This is a genomic window from Methylophilus sp., from assembly GCF_052437885.1.
GTDB lineage: Bacteria > Pseudomonadota > Gammaproteobacteria > Burkholderiales > Methylophilaceae > Methylophilus.
Genome location: NZ_JBQVPB010000020.1, coordinates 21,436 through 27,729 on the forward strand (window position 1 = coordinate 21,436; position 6,294 = coordinate 27,729).

Annotated in this window: 6 protein-coding genes; 4 read left to right on the forward strand and 2 right to left on the reverse strand. The window is 52.9% G+C overall.

Annotated elements, in window-relative coordinates; genetic code table 11:
• Positions 1–13 precede the first annotated feature (13 nt).
• Positions 14–874 carry a hypothetical protein gene (locus ACT6RZ_RS14590; protein WP_444702813.1) on the reverse strand — a complete coding sequence of 287 codons (861 nt, stop codon included), beginning with the start codon at positions 872–874 and terminating at the stop codon, positions 14–16.
• Positions 875–901: 27 nt separating this feature from the next.
• Positions 902–1,666: a fumarate/nitrate reduction transcriptional regulator Fnr gene (fnr, locus tag ACT6RZ_RS14595; RefSeq protein WP_444702819.1), complete on the reverse strand. Its 765-nt coding sequence runs from the start codon at positions 1,664–1,666 to the stop codon at positions 902–904.
• Between the two features lie 270 nt (positions 1,667–1,936).
• On the opposite strand from fnr, the gene hemN reads away from it, so the two are divergent.
• The 4 genes from hemN to ACT6RZ_RS14615 all read left to right on the forward strand — a co-directional run bounded on the left by hemN (position 1,937) and on the right by ACT6RZ_RS14615 (position 5,424).
• A complete protein-coding gene (hemN, locus tag ACT6RZ_RS14600; RefSeq protein WP_444702814.1) occupies positions 1,937–3,322 on the forward strand; it encodes an oxygen-independent coproporphyrinogen III oxidase in 1,386 nt (461 codons plus the stop codon).
• A 42-nt stretch (positions 3,323–3,364) separates the two neighbouring features.
• Positions 3,365–4,036: a sulfite exporter TauE/SafE family protein gene (locus tag ACT6RZ_RS14605; RefSeq protein ID WP_444702820.1), complete on the forward strand. Its 672-nt coding sequence runs from the start codon at positions 3,365–3,367 to the stop codon at positions 4,034–4,036.
• Positions 4,037–4,152: 116 nt separating this feature from the next.
• A complete protein-coding gene (locus tag ACT6RZ_RS14610; protein ID WP_444702815.1) occupies positions 4,153–4,989 on the forward strand; it encodes a DNA ligase in 837 nt (278 codons plus the stop codon).
• Between the two features lie 15 nt (positions 4,990–5,004).
• Positions 5,005–5,424, forward strand: coding sequence for a hypothetical protein (locus tag ACT6RZ_RS14615; protein ID WP_444702816.1), 420 nt, complete (start codon positions 5,005–5,007; stop codon positions 5,422–5,424).
• The last annotated feature ends 870 nt before the right edge of the window (positions 5,425–6,294 follow it).

The window sequence follows — 6,294 nt, forward strand, 5'->3', positions numbered from 1 at the left end:
TGTTCCAGCTATCCTAAACAAATGCGCGCACCTGAAAGCCTTGTGCGCGCAGTTCCCGCGCATAATCATCTATCACACTGCTGGCAGTCTGTTGCAGGCTAGAGGCAGCCGCTTGCTGGCTGGGCCTGGCAATGCCGTATAGCAGAATGCCTGCGATCTTGTCCTCAAGGGCCATTAACGCCTGGCTGTAAGCTGGCAGGGCCGGTGTCGTGATCAACTGCTGATCGACGACCCTGCTGACTATGGCGGTCTGCACCCAGGTCGTGCACAGGGTGCAGCAGGTTTGCAGCCGTTGCAGATGCAATGCCAGCGGCACATGGCTGTCATTCACCGCCCGCATCTCGGCATCACTACCTGCATCCAGCTTGAACCACACCTCGCCGCCTATCGCATGCAGGCACTCAATGGCATGTTGTACATGCGCATGCTGCAGCTGGCTACCATTGGTGATCAGCCTGACCAATATCGCTAACTGACGCTGCTGCAGGCTGTGGCTGACCACTTTTAAAGCCTCGGCAAACTGCGGAGAAGTCGTAGGTTCGCCATCGCCGGCAAAGGCGATGTCCTGTATGAGAGGTGAGAGCAGGTCCCCTGAAGGTAGGTCTGGGCCATGCGTGCCTGCCTGTGTGCTGATCCAGTCCAGGCATTGTTCCAGCTCGGCCTGCAATCGTGCGATCTCTATCACAGGTGACGGGCCGCGCTGCAAACCTGGCACCTGGCAATAGATGCAATGCCAGTTACAGCAATGGTTGGGGTGCAGATTGATGCCAATGGAGATGCCTTGCGCGCGCCGTGACCATACCGGGTAGACATATTGCCAGTTACGTGTCGCGGTATAAGCGGCGAGCTCACCGAATAGCGCTTGCGCCAGCATGCTGTTCTGCTTGTGCTTATATTTGCATTAGCAGGTGCTGGCGTTAAAGATCGCTTTCAGTTTGTCGTGATCGAGAATGCGGATATTTTTCTGTTTGACTTCGATAATGCCGTCTTCGCTGAACTTGGAGAAAGTACGGCTGACGGTTTCCAGTTTCATGCCCAGGTAGCTGCCTATCTCTTCACGCGTCATACGCAAGATCAACTCGCTCTTGGAGTAACCCCTGGCGTGCAGGCGTTGCAGCAGATTCAGTAAAAAGGCAGCCAGGCGCTCTTCTGCGCGCATATTGGCTAACAGCATCATCACCCCGTTTTCACGCACGATCTCGCGGCTCATGATCTTGTGCACATGGCGTTGCAGCATGGGGATCTCACGCGAAAGGTCTTCCACGTGGTTGAATGGCATGACGCAGACTTCTGCGTCTTCCAGCGCGATGGCATTGCAATTATGTTTATCGCTGACTATGCCGTCCAGGCCTATGATCTCACCGGCCATCTGGAAGCCTGTGACTTGCTCGCGGCCGTCTTCTGACACCACGCTGGTTTTGAAAAAGCCGGTGCGTATGGCGTAGAGCATGGTGAAGGCATCGCCACTGCTATACAGATGCCCGCCCTGTTTGATCTTTTTGCGGGTGGCCACCATGCCGTCCAGTTGCTGCATTTCGTCTGCATTCAGGCCTACCGGCAGGCATAGTTCGCGCAAATTGCAGTTTGAACAAGCGACTTTAAAGCTGGATTCCACCTGTTTGTTATCCGCTGCGTTTGGGACTATGGGCTTGGGCTCGGCATGCATGGAGACGATCCTGGACTGGCGTTGAGTATCAGGCAAATTATACGCGTCCTGCCGGGGTGTTTCAAAGACGGCCATGCCGTTGGCGGCAATTTCTGTGAGCATGATGCGTGGTCTCTTCCCTTTATTATGTACTGCCATTATGCAAGTGCATGACTGCCTGAGGTTTGATGTACATCAAGTGCGTGCCGATTACTTTGTGGCAAAGTGGCTGTCATTCTGCGATGGGCTTTAAGCCATCCACATAGAACAGGAAAAAGTGTGCTGGATACCATGAAACAACCGTTGATGATCACGCAGGAGCATATTGAGCGCTACGATGTGTCGGGGCCGCGTTATACCTCGTATCCCACCGCAGACCGGTTTGTTGAAGCCTATGATGCCACGGCATATTGCAAGGCGGTAGAGCAGCGCAATATCAGCAGCTGGAAGCAGGCGCTGTCGGTCTATGTGCATATCCCGTTTTGTGCCTCACTGTGCTTTTACTGCGCCTGCAACAAGATAGTCACCAAGCGTTACGAGCAGAGTGCCATCTATCTGGATTATCTGCAACGCGAGCTGGACCTGCATCTGCATGCCCTGGGCCAGCAGCAGGTGGTCAATCAATTGCATCTGGGCGGCGGTACACCCACCTTCTTCAGTGATGCAGAGCTTTCCCGCCTGATGCATATGCTAAAACAGGCATTCGCCTTCAGTGCCGAAGGCGAGTATTCAGCCGAGATTGACCCGCGCACCGTAGACGGCGCACGCCTGCAACATTTGCGCGACCTGGGGTTTAACCGCCTCAGTTTCGGGGTGCAGGATTTTGATGCCGATGTGCAGCAGGCGGTGCATCGCATACAGACTTACAAACAAGTGGCATTGCTGATGCGCGAAGCACGCGCTATGGGCTTTCAGTCACTGAATGCCGACTTGATCTACGGCTTACCCAAACAGACACCAGTCACTTTCAGGCAAACCATTTCGCAGATCATCACCCTGCGGCCAGACCGCATCGCCTTGTATGGTTATGCGCATCTGCCTTCGCGCTTTAAACCGCAACGGCGCATCCTGCAGGAAGATCTGCCCACCGCTGTCGACAAGATACAGATGCTGTCCGAAGCGATCCAGCAGCTGATCCAGGCCGGTTATGTCTACATAGGCATGGATCACTTTGCCTTGCCGGAAGATACGCTGGCGATTGCCAAACAGCAGGGCAGGTTACACCGCAACTTTCAGGGTTATAGCACCATGGCCGATCAGGATATCCTGGCACTGGGGGTCTCGGCCATAGGCAAGATGGGCGCCAGCTACAGCCAGAATGCCAAAACGCTGGAAGAGTATTATGATTTTCTCGACCAGTCCCAGCTGCCTGTCGTGCGTGGCCTGGCGCTCAGCCGGGATGACCTGATACGCCGTGCCGTGATCATGGCCATCATGTGCCATGGCGAATTGAGTTATGAATCCATAGAGTTATCCTATATGGCAGACTTCAGAGAATACTTTAAGTCAGAGCTGCAACAACTTGCTGAAAAAGAGAAACAGGGCCTGGTGGTTCTGGAAGACGATGGCATTAAAGTCACCGAAATGGGCTGGTTCTTTATACGCGCCATCGCCATGGTGTTTGACCGCTATTTACAGCACGATGCCAACCGTGCAAGGTTCTCCAAAATCCTTTAAACTCTCGGCATGTTAGCCAGTTTACTCCTGACCGCCTTTGTCATGGGGCTGGCAGGCGGGCCTCACTGCATTGCCATGTGTGGTGCAGCTTGCGGCGCCATGCAAACACCTTCCAACGCCAGATCCATCACTATACGCATAGTCAAGACCGTACCCTGGAGCTTTTACCTGGGGCGCATGCTAGGTTACGCCCTGCTGGGCGCATTAGCCGCGCAAAGCCTGCGTGGCCTGGCCTGGCTATCCGGCCAAAGCCAGGTATTCCAGCCGCTGTGGACGTTCTCGCATAGCCTGATCTTTGCCTGGGGCTTTTTGCTGCTAGTCACTGGTAAACAGCCACAATGGGCAGTGCAGGGCGCCCAACAGGTGTGGGCGTGGATCAAGCAACATACCCGCCACGCCAGGTTCAATTTCCTGTTCACCGGCATGGTGTGGGCGTTGTTGCCTTGCGGCTTGCTATATTCCGCCGTGATGCTGGCTTCGCTGCAATCGCAATGGTTACAGGGCGCACTGGTGATGATGGCATTTGCCATAGGTTCAGCCACTATCATGGCGATCGCCCCAATTTTGTGGCGCTCTGGCCAGCAGGCCTTACCTGGCTGGATGCAGGAGACCACAGGCATGCGTATCAGTGGCCTGATGCTGGTGGTTTTAAGTCTGGTCGCACTCTGGATGGACTTAATGCATCACGATAAGTTATGGTGCCAAGTTATTTGATTTATAATAAAAAATAATTTTTATAGCGGCTTGGTTGAAATCGGCATTATTGCCAAAATAGCTTGATTGATATAGTTTACTCTTGTTAATTTTAATTAAATTTCAGGAGTCGCTTTATGCGTTTTACAAGCTATTACCTGCTATTACTGTTCAGTTTATGCGCCACACATGTCCTTGCCAAAGCGCCGGATATTTTGCTGGCACACATCTATCAGCAAGGCCTGGATGTACGCCTGTACCTGGTCAGTGAAAAACTCGATGGCATACGCGCCATTTGGGATGGCCAACAGCTGGTCAGCCGTCAGGGCAACCCTATCCATGCGCCGGCATGGTTCATCAAAGATTTCCCCAAACAAGCGCTGGATGGCGAGTTATGGATAGGCCGCGGCCAATTCGAATTACTCTCTGCAACCGTACGCCTATCCATGCCGGAAGATGCTGCCTGGCGTCAGGTCGCCTATTATGTATTTGAGTTGCCACAGGCTGATGGCTCATTTGCGGAGCGTGCCCGGCGTATCGAACAACTTATTCGCATGGCGCATAGCCCGTACCTGAAAGCCATCAAACAATTTCATGTGCCCGACGAGCAAGCACTAAAACGCACGCTCGATAGCGTCGTTGCCAAACGCGGAGAAGGACTCATGCTGCATCGCGCTGATGCCCCCTATGTCACCGGCCGCAATCACGCTTTACTCAAACTCAAGCCACAACTGGATGCTGAAGCTAAAGTGATCGCGCATGTCCCCGGCAAAGGTAAATACGTGGGTAAAATGGGCGCATTACTGGTAGAAATGCCTGATGGCATTCAGTTTAAACTAGGTACAGGATTTACCGATGCAGAGCGCGAAAATCCGCCCCCTATAGGCAGCCAGGTCACTTATACTTATCGGGATATCACCAAGAAAGGCAAACCGAAATTTGCCAGCTTTTTGCGTGTACGCCCACCGGAATAATCTTAGGAAAACAAAATGAAGTATTTTGTAGCGCTGATGATGTGCTTATTTGTAACCAGTGCGTATGCGCTTGATTTGAGTGGCGTCTATGACTGTCGCGGCGAAGATGCGCACGAAGGTGAATATACCGGCATAGTGACGATGAAATTGCGCAAAGAGCATAGCAAGGGCGCAGACACTAGCTATGACTTCCAGCTGGAAGTCCCTGATTACGGGCTATACAAAGGCCATGCCGCGGCACATGGCATGCATGCGGCGATGCATTTTTCCTTGCCGATGGAAAATGGCGAATATGGGGGCAAGACCAGTGATTTTGGCACCGGCATTGCGGAATTCAAGAAAAATGCAGACGGGCGCTTAATGTTCAGGAAGTTTTATTTTGAACCGGCATTTAAGGGCGGCAATACGGGAGTGGAGGAGTGTGTTAGAAGGTGATTGTTGCAGCTAGGCGTTTTTACAGCATGCTGCAAAGTCGTCATTCCGGCGTAGGGTGTAGCAGGGGTTTCTCTGAGCATGCTCAGAGCCTGCGAAACGGTTGGCTTATGCAGAAGCCAACGCGCCCTGCAAGGGAGAATCCAGACAAGGTTCATGCATCGCTTGATCGCAGCAGAGAGCAAGTGTTTCACTTAGTAGATGTTTAAATCGGTATTTCTTTGGAAGGGTCTTAGTTCTGTTTCAGCGTTCTTTTTCGCCTCTAGGCGAGTTACTTTTCTTTGCTTGCCCAAAGAATAAGTAACCAAAAGAAAGGGCACCCTAGCTTCCGCTTGTTTCCTGCGTTGCTCACCTCAGGACTTTCGTCCGTTGCTTTGCCAGACTTAGGCATAAGCGGTCACGAAACTCGCCCTAGCGGCCTGCACAGAACGCAGGCCACCGCGGAGCTCAGACAGTCGCTCCCTTCCTCCTTATTTTGACTCCGCTACTCGGCGCGTCAGATAGGGGCCCGTTTAGACCCACCACGTTTAGAGAGTGATGAAGCTCGAACTGCACAGGGCGCTTAGTAACCCTTTTAACTTCCAAAACTAAAACCCACCAACCCACCAACCCACCAATTCATTTGGTTTGTGGGTGGTTTGTTTGATTTTGTTTTTTTGCTTTGTTTTATTTCGCTGGTTGCGCGGGAATAAATGCGGCGAGCCTCAGCTTAACTTAGCGCGTGTGGTTTTCACGGGCCCCTATCTGACGCGCCGAGTAGCGCAGTCAGCGTGGGAGGGGTCGGCCAGCGTCTGTTCGAGTTCCGCGGTGGCTTGCGTAGTGTGCAAGCCGCTAGGGCGAGTTTCGTTGGACGCCCACGCTGATGAGCAACGC

Excerpts from the sequence above, each read along its gene's own strand:
- ACT6RZ_RS14605 (WP_444702820.1), top strand. The coding sequence starts at position 3,365 with ATGGGGCTGGCAGGCGGGCCTCACTGCATTGCCATGTGTGGTGCAGCT.
- fnr (WP_444702819.1), bottom strand. The coding sequence starts at position 1,666 with ATGCATGCCGAGCCCAAGCCCATAGTCCCAAACGCAGCGGATAACAAA.
- ACT6RZ_RS14615 (WP_444702816.1), top strand. The coding sequence starts at position 5,005 with ATGAAGTATTTTGTAGCGCTGATGATGTGCTTATTTGTAACCAGTGCG.
- ACT6RZ_RS14610 (WP_444702815.1), top strand. The coding sequence starts at position 4,153 with ATGCGTTTTACAAGCTATTACCTGCTATTACTGTTCAGTTTATGCGCC.
- hemN (WP_444702814.1), top strand. The coding sequence starts at position 1,937 with ATGAAACAACCGTTGATGATCACGCAGGAGCATATTGAGCGCTACGAT.
- ACT6RZ_RS14590 (WP_444702813.1), bottom strand. The coding sequence starts at position 874 with ATGCTGGCGCAAGCGCTATTCGGTGAGCTCGCCGCTTATACCGCGACA.